17 protein-coding genes and 1 pseudogene are annotated in these 16,050 nt (G+C 71.5%); 9 read left to right on the top strand and 9 right to left on the bottom strand.

Features of this window, described 5'->3' with window-relative positions; genetic code table 11:
- Positions 1-22: 22 nt before the first annotated feature.
- From ABZX30_RS22295 to ABZX30_RS22305, 3 genes are all read left to right on the top strand, one after another.
- Positions 23-454 carry a sec-independent translocase gene (locus ABZX30_RS22295; protein WP_355935959.1) on the top strand — a complete coding sequence of 144 codons (432 nt, stop codon included), beginning with the start codon at positions 23-25 and terminating at the stop codon, positions 452-454.
- 215 nt (positions 455-669) lie between these two features.
- Complete coding sequence (locus tag ABZX30_RS22300; RefSeq protein WP_355935961.1) at positions 670-1,341, top strand: hypothetical protein; 672 nt, start codon at positions 670-672, stop codon at positions 1,339-1,341.
- 155 nt (positions 1,342-1,496) lie between these two features.
- On the top strand, positions 1,497-1,985 hold the full coding sequence (locus ABZX30_RS22305; protein WP_355935963.1) for a hypothetical protein: 489 nt from the start codon (positions 1,497-1,499) through the stop codon (positions 1,983-1,985).
- Here the strand turns inward: ABZX30_RS22305 and ABZX30_RS22310 are convergent.
- The 3 genes from ABZX30_RS22310 to ABZX30_RS22320 are packed head-to-tail and all read right to left on the bottom strand — an operon-like array spanning position 1,982 to position 5,121.
- Positions 1,982-3,115 (bottom strand): Mrp/NBP35 family ATP-binding protein, encoded by a 1,134-nt coding sequence (locus ABZX30_RS22310; protein WP_355935965.1) that lies wholly within the window; start codon positions 3,113-3,115, stop codon positions 1,982-1,984. The genes ABZX30_RS22305 and ABZX30_RS22310 overlap by 4 nt on opposite strands.
- A 43-nt stretch (positions 3,116-3,158) precedes the next feature.
- Entirely contained in the window at positions 3,159-3,788 is a 630-nt protein-coding gene (locus tag ABZX30_RS22315; protein WP_355935968.1) for a DUF1003 domain-containing protein, read from the bottom strand.
- Positions 3,778-5,121 (bottom strand): CBS domain-containing protein, encoded by a 1,344-nt coding sequence (locus tag ABZX30_RS22320; protein WP_355935970.1) that lies wholly within the window; start codon positions 5,119-5,121, stop codon positions 3,778-3,780. Before ABZX30_RS22320 ends, ABZX30_RS22315 begins: the two co-directional genes overlap by 11 nt.
- Before the next feature lie 211 nt (positions 5,122-5,332).
- On the opposite strand from ABZX30_RS22320, the gene ABZX30_RS22325 reads away from it, so the two are divergent.
- Positions 5,333-6,079, top strand: coding sequence for a hypothetical protein (locus ABZX30_RS22325; RefSeq protein ID WP_355935971.1), 747 nt, complete (start codon positions 5,333-5,335; stop codon positions 6,077-6,079).
- 364 nt (positions 6,080-6,443) lie between these two features.
- Here ABZX30_RS22325 and ABZX30_RS22330 read toward each other — a convergent pair whose 3' ends face one another.
- Together ABZX30_RS22330 and ABZX30_RS22335 are read right to left on the bottom strand one after the other, a co-directional pair.
- The gene (locus ABZX30_RS22330) at positions 6,444-6,962 is read right to left on the bottom strand and encodes a hypothetical protein (protein WP_355935974.1); all 519 of its coding nucleotides are present in this window, start codon (positions 6,960-6,962) and stop codon (positions 6,444-6,446) included.
- A gap of 30 nt (positions 6,963-6,992) precedes the next feature.
- Positions 6,993-8,111, bottom strand: a complete 1,119-nt coding sequence (locus tag ABZX30_RS22335) for a magnesium and cobalt transport protein CorA (RefSeq protein WP_355935976.1) — start codon at positions 8,109-8,111, stop codon at positions 6,993-6,995.
- A gap of 469 nt (positions 8,112-8,580) precedes the next feature.
- Here ABZX30_RS22335 and ABZX30_RS22340 point away from each other — a divergent pair, with 469 nt between their 5' ends.
- Positions 8,581-9,168, top strand: a complete 588-nt coding sequence (locus tag ABZX30_RS22340; protein ID WP_355935978.1) for a suppressor of fused domain protein — start codon at positions 8,581-8,583, stop codon at positions 9,166-9,168.
- A 30-nt stretch (positions 9,169-9,198) separates the two neighbouring features.
- Here the strand turns inward: ABZX30_RS22340 and ABZX30_RS22345 are convergent, their stop codons facing one another.
- On the bottom strand, positions 9,199-10,422 hold the full coding sequence (locus tag ABZX30_RS22345; protein WP_355935981.1) for an MFS transporter: 1,224 nt from the start codon (positions 10,420-10,422) through the stop codon (positions 9,199-9,201).
- Between the two features lie 158 nt (positions 10,423-10,580).
- Between ABZX30_RS22345 and ABZX30_RS22350 the strand changes: the two genes are divergently transcribed.
- The 3 genes from ABZX30_RS22350 to ABZX30_RS22360 all read left to right on the top strand — a co-directional run bounded on the left by ABZX30_RS22350 (position 10,581) and on the right by ABZX30_RS22360 (position 13,155).
- Positions 10,581-11,222, top strand: coding sequence for a DUF6758 family protein (locus ABZX30_RS22350; protein WP_355935983.1), 642 nt, complete (start codon positions 10,581-10,583; stop codon positions 11,220-11,222).
- A 225-nt stretch (positions 11,223-11,447) separates the two neighbouring features.
- On the top strand, positions 11,448-12,305 hold the full coding sequence (locus ABZX30_RS22355; RefSeq protein WP_355935985.1) for a PHP domain-containing protein: 858 nt from the start codon (positions 11,448-11,450) through the stop codon (positions 12,303-12,305).
- Between the two features lie 244 nt (positions 12,306-12,549).
- Positions 12,550-13,155 carry a MarC family protein gene (locus ABZX30_RS22360; protein ID WP_355935988.1) on the top strand — a complete coding sequence of 202 codons (606 nt, stop codon included), beginning with the start codon at positions 12,550-12,552 and terminating at the stop codon, positions 13,153-13,155.
- A gap of 87 nt (positions 13,156-13,242) precedes the next feature.
- On the opposite strand, the gene ABZX30_RS22365 is transcribed toward ABZX30_RS22360, so the two are convergent.
- Positions 13,243-13,395, bottom strand: a complete 153-nt coding sequence (locus ABZX30_RS22365; RefSeq protein WP_355935990.1) for a hypothetical protein — start codon at positions 13,393-13,395, stop codon at positions 13,243-13,245.
- A 193-nt stretch (positions 13,396-13,588) separates the two neighbouring features.
- Here ABZX30_RS22365 and ABZX30_RS22370 point away from each other — a divergent pair, with 193 nt between their 5' ends.
- A complete protein-coding gene (locus ABZX30_RS22370; protein ID WP_355936060.1) occupies positions 13,589-14,494 on the top strand; it encodes an NYN domain-containing protein in 906 nt (301 codons plus the stop codon).
- Positions 14,495-14,549: 55 nt separating this feature from the next.
- Here the strand turns inward: ABZX30_RS22370 and ABZX30_RS22375 are convergent, their stop codons facing one another.
- Both ABZX30_RS22375 and ABZX30_RS22380 read right to left on the bottom strand, forming a co-directional pair.
- Positions 14,550-15,449: an alpha/beta hydrolase gene (locus tag ABZX30_RS22375; RefSeq protein WP_355935992.1), complete on the bottom strand. Its 900-nt coding sequence runs from the start codon at positions 15,447-15,449 to the stop codon at positions 14,550-14,552.
- Positions 15,450-15,561: 112 nt separating this feature from the next.
- Positions 15,562-16,050 (bottom strand): annotated as a pseudogene (locus ABZX30_RS22380) (hypothetical protein); the annotation flags it as partial.

A 16,050-nucleotide genomic window follows, 5' to 3' on the forward strand; every position in this document is an offset into this window, starting at 1 on the left:
AGGACATCGCGAGGAGCTTCAGGTGTTCAATGACATAGGACCACTCGAGCTGGTGACGATCATCGTGCTCGCCGTGCTCGTCTTCGGTCCGGACAAGCTCCCGAAGGTCATCCAGGACGTCATGCGCACCATCCGGAAGATCCGTGAGTTCTCCGAGAACGCCAAGCAGGACATCCGGCAGGAACTGGGCCCCGAGTTCAAGGACTTCGAGTTCGAGGACCTCAACCCCAAGACGTTCGTCCGCAAGCACCTGGACAGCGACGACCTGGGGCTGAAGGAGATCCGCAACGGCTTCGACCTGAAGAAGGAGATGGCCGAGGTCACCGACGCGGTCCACAGCCGGGAGAGCGAGGCGCCGTCGTCCGGTTCCTCCGGCGGGCGTGTCGACATGACGAAGAAGCCGGAGGAGCCCGGCAAGCAGGACCGCCCGCCCTTCGACGCGGACGCCACCTGAGTCTCGTACGCCTGCGCGGTTCGTGACACGTCTCATACTCGGCGCGTCCCCGTGGACGGCCCGAACGGCCCCCGGTGTGTCCCACGCGCCGGGCGGCTTCCCTGTCGCGCGCGGTGGTGTGGATATGCTGCCGAGTTGTTGTGCGGACCGGGCGAGTACGTCCGAAGGGGGGCGGGCCGCCCCGGTCCGACGAGAGCTAGGAGGCGTCCGGGCACATGGAGACGACAAGTCGGTCAGTCGCGCAGGCGCCGGCCGCGGAGGGCGGACAGCAGTCCGCCTCCGCCCGGCGCACGGTCGACGGCTACCTGCTGGCGCCCTTCCCTTGGTACGGCCTCGACGAGGCGTTCACGGGGCCGCGCCGGCTGATGCAGGTCGGTATGGCGGCCGACGGCGCCGTCGAGCACGGGTCGATCGGGCACGGCGACGAACCCTCCGTACGCAACGAGCACGTCGCCGCGTCCGGGGACGAGCCGAGGGAGAAGTTCGCGGTCGTGGTCACCGTGGCCGCGAACCCGTCCCGCAGGAGCGCCGACGGCACGGGGCTGCTGGAGGCCACCTCGGTCTCCTCGGCGGCCTGGCTGGCCGGGGTGGGCCTGCTGTCCTTCACCTGGCCCGGCCAGATGGACCACAGCCTGCGCGACGACTGGCTGGAGCAGCAGACGGAGACGGCGTGGGCCCTGGCCGACGACCTCTCCGGCCCCGAGTGGTCCACCCTGTCCCTGCCCGTGGACGGCGTGCCCACCCCCTTCCACTACCGGGAGTCGGAGTTCGGCTGGGTGCTCGCCGGATCCACCCCGGCGGGTGTGCACCTGGGCGCCTACGGCAGGGGCATGAGCGCGTACGGGCTGGGCTTCGCCGTGGTGAAGGACATCACGGCGTACGCCTAGCCGTATGGCCCAGCGCGCCGGTTCCCACCGGCCCGGGCCCGGGTGCCGAGCGGCGTCCGGGCCCGGCCGCGGGACCTCATGACGGGTCAGGTTGTACCAGATGCCCACGACAGCCGTGAACTGCACGACAATCCAGGCGATCTGGCTGAGGAGCCATGACCGACACAGAGGCGACCGCCCCGAGGAATCCACTGCCCCGCTTCGAGGAGGCCGAGGAGCTGGGGCCCCAGGATGCGGAATTCGTCCGGGACCTGGTGGCAGTACTGGCGAAACACGGAAATCTGGACCGCTTCGGCCTGTGCCTCCTGCACGACCATTTCCCCCTCGCCGCGGACGAGGTGCTGGTGGAGACCAACGACCCCCGCTCCCGCACGCTCCGCTCGCACGTGGAGAAGGCGGGCACGACGCGGCACACCAAGGCCTCGCAGTGGCGGTTCGTGCGGCATGAGGAGGCCGGACCGGCCGAGGAGGGCTCCTACCGGGTGATCCAGCTGTGCACACCCCGCTCGATCTGTGCCCCGGGCGCGAGGGCGCGCGGGAGGGCGGCCCCTGACCGCGGCCGCGGCGCGAGGCGTACGACGAGGGGCCGCCGTCCGAAGACGTCGGCCCCCCTCGTCACTCGGGTCCTGGCGCGGCAGCCCTAGAACTTGTTCTTCGGAGTGATCCCCAGCGACAGCCCCGAAAGCCCCCGCTGCCTGCCCCCGAGCTTCCCCGCGATCGCCCGCAGGGCGGAGCCCGCCGGGGAGTCCGGGTCGGTCAGGACCACCGGCTTGCCCTCGTCGCCGCCCTCGCGGAGGCGGACGTCGATGGGGATGTTGCCGAGGACCGGCACGGTCGCGCCCGTGGTGCGGGTGAGGCCGTCGGCGACCAGCTGGCCGCCGCCGGTGCCGAAGACGTCGACCATCTCGCCGCAGTGCGGGCAGGGCAGCCCGGACATGTTCTCGACGACGCCGACGATCTTCTGGTGGGTCTGCACGGCGATGGAGCCCGCCCGCTCGGCCACCTCGGCCGCCGCCTGCTGCGGGGTGGTCACGACCAGGATCTCGGCGTTCGGGACCAGCTGGGCCACCGAGATGGCGATGTCGCCGGTGCCGGGCGGCAGGTCCAGGAGCAGCACGTCGAGGTCGCCCCAGTAGACGTCCGCGAGGAACTGCTGGAGGGCGCGGTGCAGCATCGGGCCACGCCAGACGACCGGCGCGTTGCCCGGGGTGAACATGCCGATGGAGATGACCTTCACGCCGTTCGCGGACGGCGGCATGATCATGTTCTCGACCTGGGTGGGGCGGCCGTCGGCGCCCAGCATCCGCGGCACCGAGTGGCCGTAGATGTCGGCGTCGACCACGCCCACCTTGAGGCCGTCGGCCGCCATCGCCGCCGCGAGGTTCACGGTGACCGAGGACTTGCCCACGCCGCCCTTGCCGGAGGCGACCGCGTACACCCGGGTCAGGTTGCCGGGCTTGGCGAAGGGCACCTCGCGCTCGGCCTGGCCGCCGCGCAGGGCGGCCGCCAGCTCGCGCCGCTGCTCGTCGCTCATCACGTCGAGCGTGACGTCGACGCGGGTGACGCCCTCGACCCGGGCGACCGCCTCGGTGACGCGCTGCGTGATCGTCTCGCGCATCGGGCACCCGGAGACCGTCAGGAACACGGTGACCGCGACCGCCCCGTCCGCGCCGAGCTCCACCGATTTGACCATCCCCAGTTCGGTGATGGGTCGGTTGATCTCGGGGTCGTTCACCGTCGCCAGTGCCTCGCGCACCGCGTCTTCCGTAGCCATAGGAACGATGGTACGGCGCCCCGAGGGGCCTCCGGGTAGCCCCTCAGCGGTCGTCTGCGTCACGTCCGGGCGACTGTTCTGTCCGTTCCGCCGGAACCGGTGGCACCGGTGGGACCGCCGGTATCACCACGTGGCCGTCCGAGCGGCGCCGCGCCTCCAGTTCCTTGACCACGTCCTGCAGTTCCGAGCGGAGCCAGTCGCGGGTGGCGACCTCGCCCAGACCCGTGCGCAGCGCCGCGATCTCCCGGGTCAGGTACTCGGTGTCGGCGATGGACCGCTCGTTCTGCTTGCGGTCCTGCTCGAGATTGACCCGGTCGCGGTCGTCCTGCCGGTTCTGCGCCAGCAGGATCAGCGGGGCCGCGTAGGAGGCCTGCAGCGACAGCATCAGGGTCAAGAAGATGAACGGGTACTGGTCGAAGCGCAGCGCCGCCGGCGCGGCGACGTTCCACAGCACCCACATCACGATGACGACCGTCATCCAGACGATGAAGCGGCCCGTGCCGAGGAAACGGGCGATCTTCTCCGACAGCCGGCCGAAGGCCTCCGGGTCCCACTCGGGCAGGATCCGGTGCCGGGGCTGACTCGGCTGGTCGAGGCGGGGCGCGCGCTGCCGGGTGGCGGCGGTGGCCCCCGCGAGCGTGCGCTCGCGGACGGTCTCGCGCTCAGGAGTCATGGGCGCCCACCCCCTTGTCCGCCTCATCCGCCTCGTCCGCCTCGTCCGTCTCCGCTGTCCCCGGCCCGTCCTCCTCGGCCAGGTGGAACTCCGTCTCCCGCCAGTCCTCCGGCAGCATGTGGTCCAGCACGTCGTCCACGGTGACCGCCCCCAGCAGCGACCCGGACTCGTCGACGACGGGCGCCGCGACCATGTCGTACGTGGCGAAGAACCCGGCGACGACCGGCAGCGCGGCGTCCGGGGCGAGCGGTTGCAAGTCGTCGTCGACGAGCGAGCTGACCAGGGTGTACGGGGGGTCGCGCAGCAGGCGCTGGAAGTGGACCGTGCCGAGGTACTTGCCGGTCGGCGTGTCGTCCGGCGGGCGGCAGACGTAGACCTGGGCGGCGAGCGCGGGGGAGAGGTCGGCGTTGCGGACCCGGGCGAGGGCGTCGGCGACCGTGGCGTCCGGCCGCAGCACGATCGGCTCGGTGGTCATCAGACCGCCCGCGGTGTGCTCCTCGTACGACATCAGGCGCCGCATGTCGGCCGCGTCGCCGGGCTGCATCAGGCTCAGCAGCCGCTCCTTGTCCTCCTCGGGCAGCTCGGCGAGCAGGTCGGCCGCGTCGTCGGGGTCCATGGCCTCCAGGACGTCCGCCGCGCGCTCCTCCTTCAGCTTGCCGAGGATCTCGATCTGGTCGTCCTCCGGCAGCTCCTCCAGGACATCGGCGAGCCGGTCGTCGTCGAGGGCGGCGGCGACCTCGGCGCGCCGCTTGGCGGAGAGGTGGTGCAGCACGTTGGCCAGGTCGGCGGGGCGCAGCTGCTCGAAGGTGGCCAGCAGGCTCTCGGCGCCCTGCCCCTGTTCCTCGAGGGAGAACCCGGTGACGGCGGACCACTCCACGGTCAGCGTCTCGCCCTTCGCCCGCCGGAAGGCGCCGCCCTTCCTGCCCTTGCGCACGAAGACCCGGTCGACCTCCCAGTCCCGGCGGGCCGGCAGCTGCTGCACCGACAGGTCCAGCACGGTCACCTCCTCGCCGGTCTCGACGAGCTGGACGCGCCGGTCGAGCAGTTCCCCGAAGGCGAGGCGTTCGGTGGGCCGCTGTTCGAACCGGCGGACGTTGAGCACACCGGTGGAGATGACCTGACCGGACTCGATGCTCGTCACCCGGGTCATGGGCAGGAAGATGCGGCGCCGGGTGGTCAGTTCGACGACCAGCCCGAGCAGCCTCGGGGGGCGCCGTGCGACGCGCAGCATGACGACCAGGTCGCGGACGCGGCCCACCTGGTCGCCGTTCGGATCGAAGACGGGGACACCGGCGAGGTGCGAGACGAAGATGCGGGGGACGCCGGCTGCCATGGCTGTGCTTCCTTCTCGTACGGGGTGTTCCGGGCTGTGGCGCTGGATGCGCTCGTTATCCGAATTGCCCGCTGGGGTGGGGTTCAGGCTAGCCCGTCCCGATGGCGGACGCGCTGGTGAGCGGTCCGGACGGACTGGCTCCGACGGCGGTGCGCCGCCCCGGTACGCTGCCGTACGCCGCTCAGGACCCGTCAGAAAGGCAGCCCCACCTGTGACTGCGATTCCCCAGGGCCGTACTCGCCGTACCGCGCTGCTGAGCGCGACGTGCGCATTGGTCGTGACCGGGGCGGCGCTCGCGGGGTGCGGCAGCGAGGATCCGGACGCGGGCACGAACGGGGTCGGCAAGCTGGCCCCGGACAAGATCCAGTCGCGGACGCGCACGGCGGCCCGGTCCGCGGCGACGGTGCGGCTGTCGGGGACCGTGGTCACCAGCGGGCGGACGTACACCCTGGACATGCGGCTGAAGGACGACGGCGGCACGGGCTCGGTCACCTCCAAGGGCGGCACCTTCCGGCTGCTGCGGATCGGCGAGCAGCTGTACCTCAAGGCCGACGCGGACTTCTGGGACCACGCCGACGGCGGCGACGGGGGCACGGGGGCCGCGGGCAAGCTCGACGGCAAGTACGTCAAGGTGCCGACGGCCGACCCCGCGTACAAGAAGTTCATCGGCTTCACGGACAAGGACCTCCTCCTCGACGGTCTGCTGACCCTGCACGGCACGCTGGCGAGGGAGGGTCACCACCAGCAGTCCGGCACCCGCACCATCCGCGTCACCGGCGACAAGGGCTCCGGCGGCACGCTGGACGTCTCCCTCGAGGGCAAGCCGTATCCGCTCCGCCTGGTCCGCGGCGGCGGAGCGGGGACGCTCCGCTTCTCGGACTGGGGCAAGGACTTCACCGTCTCCGAACCGGCCAAGGGCGACACGGTGGACTACGGGAAGCAGTTGCCGACGTCATAGGGGCGCCACGGGGGCGGGGCGCCGCCGCGGACCTTCCGGGCCTTCGGGACCTTCCCGGCCCGGTGGCCGAGCGGTCGGGAGCGGCCGGGCTACCCGGCCCGCGGCCGCAGGAGCCGGCCGTGCCGGTCCGGCCCGCGGCCGAGCGGTCCCGCTGCGAAGGCGATCCCGCCACGGCACCGGTGTCCGCCACGGCACCGGTCCCCGGTGGAGTCGCATCGCGCGCGGCTCGGCTAGGTCCGCTTGCGCCGCTTCGCGAGCAACCGCGGCAGCCTCGCCGGGACCGGTCGGCGCGTCGTGGCGGGCGATGGCACCGGTGTCCGCCACGGCACCGGTCTCCGGTGGAGTCGCACCGCGCGCGGCTCGGCTAGGTCCGCTTGCGCCGCTTCGCGAGCAACCGCGGCAGCCCCGCCGGGACCGGTCGGCGCGTCGTGGCCGGCGACGGCACCGGCGGCTCGGCCAGGCTGCCTTCCGGCAGCGGCAGCGACGGTCCCGTCGGCACCAGACGCAGCACCCGGCACTCGCTGAGCCAGCGCCGCGTCATCGCCTCGCCGTCGGGCGCGTTCAGACGCTTGCCCTTCAGCTCGGCGACCGCCGCCTCCCACGCCTCGGAACCGGGCGCGAGCTCGGACACGGTGGCGGTCCAGGTGACCAGCCGGCCGCCCTTGTCCTTGCTGCGCACGGTGACCTCGGCCGGACCGCCGTCGGCCAGGCCGGGCAGCGGCTGCTCCCCGGGCCCGTCGCCGACCAGGCACACCGCGCCCTCGTGCCACACGTGCCACAGCGCACGCGCGGCCGGGACGCCGGCGCCCTTGACCCAGACGAGGCCGGACTTCTTGGTGGCCTCCTCGACGAGGGCCCGGTCGAGCAGCTCCGCACGTGTCATGTGCCCAGCCTAACCAGGGGCCGACAGGCCCTACAGCCAGCCGTTGCGCTTCAGCGTGCGGTGGATGCCGAGGCAGATGACCACCGTGACGCCCATGATCGCCGGGTAGCCGTACTTCCAGTGCAGCTCGGGCATGTAGGTGAAGTTCATGCCGTACACCCCGCACACCATCGTCGGCACGGCGATGATCGCGGCCCAGGCGGTGATCTTGCGCATGTCCTCGTTCTGCGCGACGGACGCCTGCGCGAGGTTGGCCTGGAGGATGGAGTTCAGCAGCTCGTCGAAGCCCAGCACCTGCTCCTGGACCCGGGCGAGGTGGTCGGCGACGTCCCGGAAGTACTTCTGGATGTCGGGGTCGATCAGCCGCATCGGCCGCTCGCTCAGCAGCTGCATGGGCCGCAGCAGGGGCGACACCGCGCGCTTGAACTCCAGTACCTCCCGCTTGAGTTGGTAGATCCGCGCCGAGTCCACACCACGGGAGACCCCGCCCTTGCGGCCGGGTGAGAAGACCTCGGTCTCCACCTCGTCGATGTCGTCCTGCACGGCGTCGGCCACCGCGATGTACCCGTCGACGACGTGGTCGGCGATGGCGTGCAGCACCGCCGAGGGGCCCTTGGCGAGCAGTTCGGGGTCGTCCTGCAGCCGGTGCCTGAGCGCCCGCAGCGAGCCCTGCCCGCCGTGCCGGACGGTGATGAAGAAGTCCCGGCCGGTGAAGCACATGACCTCGCCGGTCTCCACGACCTCGCTGTCGCCGGTGAGCCGGTCGTGCTCGACGTAGTGGATGGTCTTGAAGACGGTGAAGAGCGAGTCGTCGTAGCGCTCCAGCTTCGGCCGCTGGTGGGCCTGCACGGCGTCCTCGACGGCCAGCGGGTGCAGCCCGAACTCACCGGCGATTCCGGCGAATTCGGCCTCGGTCGGCTCGTGCAGCCCGATCCACACGAAGCCCCCGTCGCGCCGTACCTGGCGCATCGCCTCCTGGGGGGTGAGCGACGTGCCGAAGTCCACGCGGGCGCCGTCGCGGTAGACGGCGCAGTCGACGACGGCCGACGGGGTGCCGGGGTCGCGGGTGGTGTCGTACGCGCCGGTGTCCTTGCGCAGCGAGACACGGGAGGGGCGGACGACGGCGCGCAGGTCGCGGATCATCGACATGGGCAGGCTCCTTCGCAGGCGAGCAACGAAAGACCGCCGGTGGCGGGTGGAACTACCCGGAATGAGGACGTATTCACTGCGGATGTTTGGCACGTCCACAAAGCGGGGAGCACCGCACCGTCGCGGTGGCGGTTTCGCTACTGATTCAGATCAGGCAGATCAGGCAAAGCGAAACGAAGTGCTCTTCCGAACGACGACCGAACAACAACCGAACGACGATGCGAACGTGAAGGCGGCAGACAGCCGGAAACTCATCAGCAGCCGGAAGAGCGAGTGGTACTGCACGGTCGACTTCGATCCATGACAGCCCCACCTCCTCCGGCCGGTCCCTCGTGAGGGAGTCTCGTCGGCGTCGGGACCCGATAGCCACGCTTCTGCGTGCTGCCCCGAACCACCGGCTCAGAGTACCAGCCGCCCGAAGTGTCAAGGCGCCGCTTTGCCCGCTGCTGACGAGTTCTATGCTCACCGCATGGTTGATGTTCTGCCGCTCGTCGAGGCCCGTTTGAGCGCCGCGCTGGGGGAACCGGACGCGCGCGCCGCGGTCACCTTCCTCGGCACGGACCGCGTCGAGGTGCTCCGCTTCCAGGAGGGGGACGTCGTCCGCTACGCCACGCTCGGCATGTCCGCGCACCCCATGACGGATCCCACGGCGATGCTCGCCGATCCGGTCAAGGGCCCCCGCGCCGAGCTGGTCCTGTCCGTGCGCGCGGGTCTGGCGGAGACCGACAAGGTACTGCGCCCGCTGGCCGTACTCGCCGCGTCCCCGCAGGTGGAGGGTGTGGTGGTGGCCCCCGGTGCCTCCCTGGACGTGGGCGGGCCGCTGTGGCCCCAGGCGCCCTTCACCTCGGTGCTGGTCGGTGAGCCGGGTGGTCTGGTGGAGGATCTTCTGGAGCTCGACGAGCCGATGGATCCCGTGCGGTTCCTGCCGCTGCTGCCGATGACCGCGAACGAGGCCGCCTGGAAACGGGTGCACGGCGCGCAGGCCCTTCAGGAGCGCTGGCTGACGAACGGGACGGATCTGAGGGATCCTTCCCGCAGGTCCGTCCCGCTGGAGTGAGCAAGCTCACCAAGCGCCGCCCGGGCGCGGTCAGTTGGCGAAGACGGTGACCCCGTCCTCGACGGCGTGCGAGGTCTGGAGCTCCTCGGCCTCGTACGTGAGGGCGCCGCGCCGTACGAGGACGACCAGCGCGCCCAGTACCGCGGTGACCGCCGCGACCACGAACGGGACGTGGATGTCGGTCCACTCCTCGATCTTCGGCGCGAAGTAGGGCGCCGCCGCGGCCGCGAACCACCGCACGAAGTTGTAGCCCGCGCTCGCCACCGGCCGCGGCGCGTCCGAGACGCCCAGGGCCAGCTCGGTGTAGACCGTGTTGTTCACGCCGATGAAGGCGCCGGACAGGATCGTGCAGACGATCGCCGCGGTGTGCCCGCCGTAACCGAGGACCAGCACGTCGGCGGCGAGCAGCACCAGGGAGCCGCCGAGCACCTTCAGCGAGCCGAACCGCTCCTGCATGCGCGGCGCCACGATCACCGAGAAGACGGCGAGGAGCAGGCCCCAGGCGAAGAACACGGCGCCCGAACGGTACGGAGTCATGTCCAGCACGAACGGGGTGAAGGCCAGCACGGTGAAGAACGTGTAGTTGTAGAAGAACGCCGAGACCGCCGCCGAGGCCAGGCCGCCGTGGCCCAGCGCCTTGACGGGGTCCAGGACCGAGGTCTTGCGGGCGGGCTTCGGCTGCTCCTTCAGGAACGCCGTGATGCACAGGAAGCCGACCGCCATCAGCGTGGCCGTGCCGAAGAAGGGGTAGCGCCAGCTGATGTTGCCGAGCACCGCGCCCAGCAGCGGGCCGCAGGCCATGCCGAGGCCGAGGGCGGACTCGTAGAGCAGGATCGCCGCGGCGCTGCCGCCGGCCGCGGACCCGACGATGACCGCGAGGGCGGTCGAGACGAACAGGGCGTTGCCGAGCCCCCAGCCGGCCCGGAAGCCGACGAGTTCGGCGACCGAGCCGGAGGTGCCGGCGAGCCCGGCGAAGACCACCACGAAGGCGAGACCGAGCAGCAGGGTCTTGCGGCCGCCGATACGGCTGGAGACGAAGCCGGTGAGCAGCATCGCGACGGCGGTGATCAGGAAGTACGAGGTGAAGAGCAGCGACACCTGGCTGGGCGTGGCGTCGAGGCCCCGGGCGATGGACGGCAGGATCGGGTCGACCAGGCCGATGCCCATGAAGGCGACGACGGAGGCACCGGCCGTCGCCCAGACCGCCTTGGGCTGTCGCAGGAGGCCGCCGGCCCCCGCATCGAAGGTGTCCATGCCCTCTCTCCCGTCCACTGAGGTAGTTGGTATATACACACGATACGTTAGGGTGTCTAATTAATGCAAGATGCATCTAGCTCCTCCCGGTCAGGTGTCGCCTCCGGACGGGTGATCGTCCTTGACGTGGCGCTGTGCGGGTAGGACCGTGGAGCCCTATGAGGGGCGAACCCAGTTGCCCGAAGTGTGGTGGCCGGGTCAGGGCTCCCGGTCTTTTCGCCGATTCCTGGCAGTGTGATGCGCACGGATCGGTGCATCCGCTGCAGCCCGTGATCCCGCCCAGCGTCGAGGCGCTCAACGTGGTCCTGCATCGCACCCAGGTGCCGGTGTGGATGCCATGGCCGCTGCCGGTCGGCTGGCTGTTCACCGGCGTGCGGTACGCCGGTGACGACCGCAGCGGCGGCCGGGCCACCGCCGTGGCCTGCTCCGGACCCGGCCCGCTCGGCGGGGTGGGGGAGCTGATCCTGGTCGCCGAGGAACTCGGCGTCGGCCTCGGCGCGCGCTACGCGGGCATCGACGCCCCGGACCCGGGGCCGTACATGAACGTCGAGAAGCCGCCGCAGGCCAAGGTCCTCGCCGCCGGCCGCCCCACCCCGCTCTGGCACGTCTACCGCACCCCCGACGACCGCGCCGTCTTCGCGGGTGAGGCGCTCGGACTCTGGCTGTGGGCGGTGGTGTGGCCGGAGACGACCGGGCTGCTCATGTACGACGAGCTGGTCCTCACGGACCTGCGGGACGCCGGGGCGGAGCTGGAGCTCGTGCCCTGCGGCGCGCTGTCCCCCCGGCTGCTGGAGCCCTGAGGGGCGGCTCCAGGGGGACCGTGGGGGACCGCGGGGGGACTGTGGGGGCCTGCGAGGGGACTGCAGGGGCACCGCAGGGGGACTGTGAGGGCCTCCTGCGAGGGGGCTGTAGGGGGACCGCGGGGTGTAGGGGGCGCAGGGCGGTTGCGGGTGTGACGGGGCATCCCTTCGGCACCGCTATCCTTAGGTGTCCCCTTCCGTACCGTCCCGTCTGGAGTCCGCGTCGTGCGCATCGATCTGCACTGCCACTCCACGGCCTCCGACGGCACGGACACCCCGGCCGAACTGGTGAAGAACGCCGCCGCGGCCGGTCTGGACGTCGTCGCGCTGACCGACCACGACACCACCCGCGGGTACGCCGAGGCCATCGCCGCGCTGCCCGAGGGCCTCACCCTGGTCCCCGGCGCCGAGCTGTCCTGCCGCATCGACGGCATCTCCCTGCACATGCTGGCCTACCTCTTCGACCCCGAGGAGCCCGCCCTGCTCGCCGAGCGCGAGCTCGTCCGGGACGACCGGGTGCCCCGGGCCAAGGGCATGATCGCCAAGCTGAACGAACTCGGCGTGCCGGTCACCTGGGAGCAGGTGAAGCGCATCGCCGGGGAGGGCTCGGTCGGGCGCCCGCACGTCGCCTCCGCGCTGGTCGAGCTGGGCGTCGTGCCCACGGTGAGCGACGCGTTCACCGACCAGTGGCTGGCCGACGGCGGCCGGGCCTTCGTGGAGAAGCACGAGACCGACCCGTTCGAGGCGATCCGGCTGGTCAAGGGCGCGGGCGGAGTCTGCGTCTTCGCGCACCCGGCCGCGGCCAAGCGGGGCCGTACGGTGCCCGAGGCCCGCATCGCCGAGCTGGCCGCGGCCGGCCTGGACGGCATCGAGGTCGACCACATGGACCACGACGCCGACGCCCGGGCGCGGCTGCGCGGGCTGGCGCGGGAGTTGGGGCTGCTGGTCACGGGGTCCTCGGACTACCACGGCAGCCGGAAGACCGTGGCGCTGGGCGCGTACACGACGGACCCCGAGGTGTACGGGGAGATCACCCGGCGGGCGACCGGGGCGTTCCCGGTGCCGGGGACCGGCGGAGCCTGAGGGCCCGGCGCCCTCACCCGCTCGTCCGTATCCGCCCCGGCCGCCTCTCCGCCGGCCGTGCCGGGGTCCCGGTCGTGTCTCTGCCGGCTGCCGGTCCCGGTCGTCTCCCCGCCGACCACGGGTCCCGGCCGGCTGCCGGTCCGGTCGTCTCTCTGTCGGACGTGCCGGTCGCGGCCGTGTCCCGCCCGGTCCTTCCTCTGTCGTTCCTCCGTCGTTCCTCTTCCAGCAAGGCCTCTCCCCGACCATGTTCGATGTCGCCGTCTTCGGCTCCCTGTTCCTCACCCTTTTCGTCATCATGGATCCCCCCGGGATCACCCCGATCTTCCTGGCCCTGACCGCCGGACGCCCCGCCAAGGTGCAGAAGCGGATGGCGTTCCAGGCGGTCTGCGTGGCCGGCGGCGTCATCGCCGTGTTCGGTGTCCTCGGCCACCAGATCCTCGACTACCTGCAAGTCTCCGTCCCCGCGCTGATGATCGCGGGCGGGCTGCTCCTGCTGCTGATCGCGCTCGACCTGCTCACCGGCAAGACCGACGAGCCCAAGCAGACCAAGGACGTCAACGTCGCCCTCGTGCCGCTGGGCATGCCGCTGCTGGCGGGCCCAGGAGCCATCGTGTCCGTGATCCTGGCCGTGCAGAAGGCCGGCAGTGTCGCCACGCAGGTGTCGGTGTGGTCCGCGATCCTCGCCATACATGTCGTGCTGTGGCTGGTGATGCGCTACTCGCTGCTGATCATCCGGGTCATCAAGGACGGCGGCGTCGTCCTGGTGACGCGGCTCGCGGGCATGATGCTGTCCGCGATCGCCGTGCAGCAGATCATCAACGGCATCCTCCAGGTGATCAGGGGCGCCTGAACGCCAGGTGCGCCCGCCCTGCGCAGAGCCCCCGTACGGCACGGTGCCGTACGGGGGCTCTGAAGCTTCTGCGGTGATCCGCGTCTGTTATGAGGCCGGGGTTTCGGCCGGCCGGATCCACAGACGCTGCCCTACGGCGGCGGCCTGCTGCACGATCCGGTTGACGGAGGCGGCGTCCACGACGGTGCTGTCCACGGTGCTGCCGTCGACCTCGTCGAGTCGCATGATCTCGAAGCGCATGGCTTCTCCCTTCGTCTGGTCATCCTCCTGCGGAGAACTACTGGTGTCGTCGTGACATACGTATTCAACGGGCTGTGTGTTACAAACATTCCCTACGCTAAAGAAATTTTTCGAACGACTAACTACTGACCGGTAAGGCTTAATCAGGAGACTGACCGGGATCGGTTGTGTTCGCAGCGTGACCGCCGGGACAATGGAGTCGATGAACGACGACCTCGCGGCCCTGCAAGCCCGTATCGACCGCACGAACGAGCTGCTTCAGCGCATGCTCGCCGAAGTGGCGAAGACGCCCTCGACCCACGCGATCTTCGTCGACGCGGGCTACCTCTACGCGGCCGCGGGCCGACTGGTGGCCGGGACCGAGGACCGCCGGGCCTTCGACCTCGACGCCGAGGGGCTCATCGACGCGCTGATCGACCGCGCCCGCACCATCTTCGCGGACAGCAGGCTGCTGCGGGTCTACTGGTACGACGGCGCCCGGCGCCGCATCCACACCGCCGAACAGCAGACCATCGCCGAACTGCCCGACGTCAAGGTCCGTCTGGGCAACCTCAACGCGAACAACCAGCAGAAGGGCGTCGACTCGCTCATCCGCTCCGACCTGGAGTCCCTCGCCCGCCACCGCGCGATCAGCGACGCGGCCCTCCTCGGCGGCGACGAGGACCTGGTCTCGGCGGTGGAGGCGGCGCAGGGGTACGGCGCCCGCGTCCACCTCTGGGGCATCGAGGCCCCCGAAGGGCGCAACCAGGCCGAGCCGCTGCTCTGGGAGGTCGACAGCCAGCGCACCTTCGACCTGGAGTTCTTCAAGCCGTACGTCTCCCGGCGCACGGCCCTCGCCTACGACGCGTCGGCCGCGGCCAGGCCCACCCGCGAGGACGTCCGCTTCGTCGGCGCCCAGATCGCGGCGAAGTGGCTCGCCGCCCGGGGCCGGGACGCCCTGGTGGAGCTGCTGCCCGGCCACCCCTACCTGCCCGGCTCCGTCGACCAGGACCTCCTCGTCGAGGCCGAGGGCATCCTCCAGTACTCCCTGCGCGGCCAGGCCGACCTGCGGCGCGCCCTGCGGGACGGGTTCTGGGAGCACCTGCAGACGCAGTACTGACGCGGAGCGCCGACCCGGAGCGCCGACCTGGTACTGACGCGGTACTGAGGCGGTACTAGAGGCTGTCCGGCGGCCCGGCCGGGTGGTCGCCGTCGTCCCAGAAGTCGGCCAGGGCGCGGGCGGTCGCCGACGGCTGGTCGGTGTTGGGCGAGTGCAGGGCACCTTCGATGACCGTGCGGCACGCACGGAGCCGTACGGCCATCTCGTCCAGGAGCGGCACCGGCCAGGTGTCATCGGCCGCGCCGGACAGCACGTGGAAGCGCAGCGGCACGGCGGCCAGCTCGGCGACCCGGTCCGGCTCCGCGCACAACTGCCGTCCGGTGGCGATGAGCTGCGCGGGCTTGTTGCCCAGCCAGCGGCGCCGCAGGTCCTCCCGGCCGTCGAGGCCGCCGTCCAGCGCACCCGTGCCGGCCTCCTCGGGCAGCTCCATCGCCTGGATGGTCTCCCACACCTCGGCCATCGTCATCACGGCGAGCGCGTCGCGCAGCAGCTTCACGCGCTGCTGCTGACCGACGGAGATCTGCGCCGGCCCGGAGGCCATCAGGGTGAGCGAGCGGAAGGACGAGTGGTCGGTGAGGACGGCGGCACGGGAGATCTGCCCGCCCAGGGAGTGCCCCAGCAGATGCACCTCCGTACCCAGCGCCTCCACCTGCGCCAACAGGTCCCGCGCCAACTCCTCCTGCGCGTAAACGGATTCGTCGTGCTCGTGCCCGTCCGACTCGAACTGGCCGCGGCCGTCGACGGCGACGGTCCGGTAGCCGCGCTCTCCGAGCGGTACCTGCAGCGGGTTGAAGTCCTCCTTGCTGCCCGTGAACCCGGGCACCAGCAGCGCGACCCCCCTGGGCTCCACACCGGCGGCCACGGGCGCGTCGACGACTGCGAACTCACCGCGCGCGGTGCGCAGCCGGTAGGCGCGGGCGCCGGGGGGCGGGACGAAGGTGGGAGGCCTGCTCATGAGCAGAGGTTATCGGGAGGGGAAGAAGGGCGGTACGCCGACGGCCCGGCCCCACACGGGGTGGGCCGGGCCGTCGGGGTACCGCGTCGCATGCCGCTCCGGTGGTGCCGGATCAGGCCTCCGGGGCCTCGGCGGTGGCCGTGGTGGCTGCCGCCGCCGCGGTCTTGCGGGTGCGGCGGGGCTTCGGCTTCGCCTCGGCGGTGTCGACCGCCGCCTCCGCCGTCTTGCGCGTACGGCGCCGCGGCTTGACCTCCGCCTCCTCACCACCGGCCTGCGCCGGGATCTCGGCGACGGCCTTCCGGGTGCGGCGTGCCCTGGGCTTGGCCTCTGGCTCCGCGTCCGCCGGGCTGGCCGGGGTTTCGGCGGTGGCCGTGGTGGGTGCGGTTGCCGCGGTCTTGCGGGTGCGGCGTGCCTGGGGCTTGGCCTCGGTGGTTTCGGCGGTGTCGAGCGCCGCTTCGGCGGTTGCCGTGGTCTTGCGGGTGCGGCGTGCCCTGGGCTTGGCCTCTGGCTCCGCGTCCGCCGGGCTGGCCGGGGTTTCGGCGGTGGCCGTGGTGGGTGCGGTTGCCGCGGTCTTGCGGGTGCGGCGTGCCTGGGGCTTGGC

The sequence above is a fragment of the Streptomyces sp. NPDC004542 genome (assembly GCF_040610035.1).
In the GTDB taxonomy this organism is placed as follows: Bacteria; Actinomycetota; Actinomycetes; order Streptomycetales; family Streptomycetaceae; genus Streptomyces.

What these genes read in the sequence shown, in the direction of transcription:
- ABZX30_RS22330 (WP_355935974.1), bottom strand. Translation starts at nt 6,962, where the DNA reads ATGACACGTGCGGAGCTGCTCGACCGGGCCCTCGTCGAGGAGGCCACC.
- ABZX30_RS22360 (WP_355935988.1), top strand. Translation starts at nt 12,550, where the DNA reads ATGTTCGATGTCGCCGTCTTCGGCTCCCTGTTCCTCACCCTTTTCGTC.
- ABZX30_RS22310 (WP_355935965.1), bottom strand. Translation starts at nt 3,115, where the DNA reads ATGGCTACGGAAGACGCGGTGCGCGAGGCACTGGCGACGGTGAACGAC.
- ABZX30_RS22300 (WP_355935961.1), top strand. Translation starts at nt 670, where the DNA reads ATGGAGACGACAAGTCGGTCAGTCGCGCAGGCGCCGGCCGCGGAGGGC.
- ABZX30_RS22375 (WP_355935992.1), bottom strand. Translation starts at nt 15,449, where the DNA reads ATGAGCAGGCCTCCCACCTTCGTCCCGCCCCCCGGCGCCCGCGCCTAC.
- ABZX30_RS22320 (WP_355935970.1), bottom strand. Translation starts at nt 5,121, where the DNA reads ATGGCAGCCGGCGTCCCCCGCATCTTCGTCTCGCACCTCGCCGGTGTC.
- ABZX30_RS22305 (WP_355935963.1), top strand. Translation starts at nt 1,497, where the DNA reads ATGACCGACACAGAGGCGACCGCCCCGAGGAATCCACTGCCCCGCTTC.
- ABZX30_RS22370 (WP_355936060.1), top strand. Translation starts at nt 13,589, where the DNA reads ATGGAGTCGATGAACGACGACCTCGCGGCCCTGCAAGCCCGTATCGAC.
- ABZX30_RS22365 (WP_355935990.1), bottom strand. Translation starts at nt 13,395, where the DNA reads ATGCGCTTCGAGATCATGCGACTCGACGAGGTCGACGGCAGCACCGTG.
- ABZX30_RS22350 (WP_355935983.1), top strand. Translation starts at nt 10,581, where the DNA reads ATGAGGGGCGAACCCAGTTGCCCGAAGTGTGGTGGCCGGGTCAGGGCT.
- ABZX30_RS22315 (WP_355935968.1), bottom strand. Translation starts at nt 3,788, where the DNA reads ATGACTCCTGAGCGCGAGACCGTCCGCGAGCGCACGCTCGCGGGGGCC.
- ABZX30_RS22345 (WP_355935981.1), bottom strand. Translation starts at nt 10,422, where the DNA reads ATGGACACCTTCGATGCGGGGGCCGGCGGCCTCCTGCGACAGCCCAAG.
- ABZX30_RS22335 (WP_355935976.1), bottom strand. Translation starts at nt 8,111, where the DNA reads ATGTCGATGATCCGCGACCTGCGCGCCGTCGTCCGCCCCTCCCGTGTC.
- ABZX30_RS22340 (WP_355935978.1), top strand. Translation starts at nt 8,581, where the DNA reads ATGGTTGATGTTCTGCCGCTCGTCGAGGCCCGTTTGAGCGCCGCGCTG.